Source organism: Arhodomonas sp. KWT (assembly GCF_010993615.1).
In genome coordinates this window covers 1-1,744 of sequence record NZ_WNXE01000169.1, presented here as the reverse complement: position 1 = coordinate 1,744, position 1,744 = coordinate 1, and the positions used below count along the sequence as shown (strand labels likewise).

General features: G+C 66.6%; 2 protein-coding genes. One reads left to right on the top strand and one right to left on the bottom strand.

Annotated elements, in window-relative coordinates:
• Positions 1 to 141, bottom strand: a 141-nt coding sequence (locus G7A99_RS15865; RefSeq protein ID WP_305792325.1) for a LysR family transcriptional regulator, incomplete at its 3' end; no start/stop codon positions are given.
• A 1,145-nt stretch (positions 142 to 1,286) separates the two neighbouring features.
• Between G7A99_RS15865 and G7A99_RS15860 the strand changes: the two genes are divergently transcribed.
• Positions 1,287 to 1,744: alcohol dehydrogenase catalytic domain-containing protein (locus G7A99_RS15860; protein ID WP_163141894.1), on the top strand; the 458-nt coding region annotated here is incomplete at its 3' end.

Sequence of the window (1,744 nt, the reverse complement as noted above, 5' to 3'; positions counted from 1 at the left end):
AGCCGGGTCATGGAAGAGCTCGCGCAGGCGGTTGAGTGCGTTGCTGGTCGCGGGCTGGCTCATCTCCAGGCGTGCTGCCGCACGGGTGATGCTGCCCTCATGGAGCACGGCGTCGAAGACGACCAGGAGGTTGAGATCCATTCCCCTGAAATTCATTGAATGAATATCACTTATAAGTGGAATGCGTTGCACCGATAGTGTGCTAAGCGTAACGTCGATTACGGCCTCTGGCCACTGCGGGTCGTGACAGGCTCCCCGTCTTCAGTGACCCGCAGTCATGGTTGATACAACCCTTCTGTCTGTTGCGATGCATTCCCCGGCTAGCAACAACCCCGGTCTCCGGATCGGGGTTTTTTTTGGTTCATCGCAAAGCGGCGGGCAGCGTCGGTCATTGCCGCCAGCCACCGGCCCGGAGAGACGCCGTTGTGGGTCAGCCCCGGGCAGGTGGACGTCGCTGCACAGCCATGAGTCCGGGTAGGGCGGTCGCTCCAGGCAACCGTCATTTTCTCCTGGCGGTGGTCGGTTGCCGAGGGGCAACGGGTCGACTTCCGGTTTGATGGATGTCGGCTGCCAGGAGCGGCCGACCTACGGCAGAGGTTGATCCTGGACCACCCGCCGGCCGGTGACGCCCCGCAACCGTCATGTCCCCCGGCGACTGTTGGTTGCCTTCGGGCAGCGGGTCGACGTCGGGTTTGATGGGGATATCGGCTGCCTGGCGCGGCCGGACTACGGCAGAGGTCGAATCGCCGTGAGCACGGGTAGGTCGGTTGCTCGAAGGCAACCGACAGCGGCGGTCGTGGTTGGTATGTCCGCCGCCCGGCGGGATGTCCGTCGCTCGCCTGCGGTGCCAGGTCCACGCGAACGCCCGACACTGCCCCCCCCCACGGGCCGGAACGGCCCCGCGTCGGTTGTGCGCCGCAGGCGTGCAGCGTTCCGGTGGATTTGCGAGTGGATGTTGTACACGGCCCTGATGCCGGCGTACCCGCGGACGTGGACAACCCCGTCGCCGACAGTGGCCGCGACTGCGCCTGCCTCCTGCGCATCGTCCGTGATCTCTTCCCGATAAGGCGCGATGCGCGTTTTTCGCCGTGCTGTCCACCGCCGGCGTCTCCGGGGGGCAGGGCCAACGCCACCAGGGGTTTCCCATCCGGCAGGCCGGGCGGTGTATGCTCCGGCACAGATGACGTCGTGTACGCATGGCGAACGGATCAACAGGACAACGTGACACCCTGTCGACCGGTGCGGGATGGTCGACGCGATAACAATCGATAGAGGAGAACCGTCCGATGAAGACCGAAATTGCGCTGCTGCGTGAGATGGGGGCACGCCGGCCGTACACCGATTCCCGGCCGCTGGAGATCGTCGAGGCGGAACTCGACGAGCCGGGATCCGGCGAAATGGTGGTGCGGATGGCGGCCGCCGGGCTGTGTCACTCGGACCTCTCGGTCATCAACGGCGACCGCCCCCGTGACATGCCCGTTGCCCTCGGGCACGAGGCCTCGGCGGTGGTCGAGTCGGTCGGCCCCAACGTCACCCGATTCCAGCCCGGGGACCACGTGGTGCTGATCTTCGCCCCCTCCTGCGGTCATTGCGTGCCCTGCGCCGAGGGGCGTCCCGCGCTGTGTGAGCCGGCCGCGGCCGCCGCCGGCAGGGGTTCGCTGATCGGTGGCGGGAAGCGCATCTCCCGCAACGGCGAGACCATCAACCATCACGTCGGGGTGTCCGCCTTCTCGCGGCACGCGGT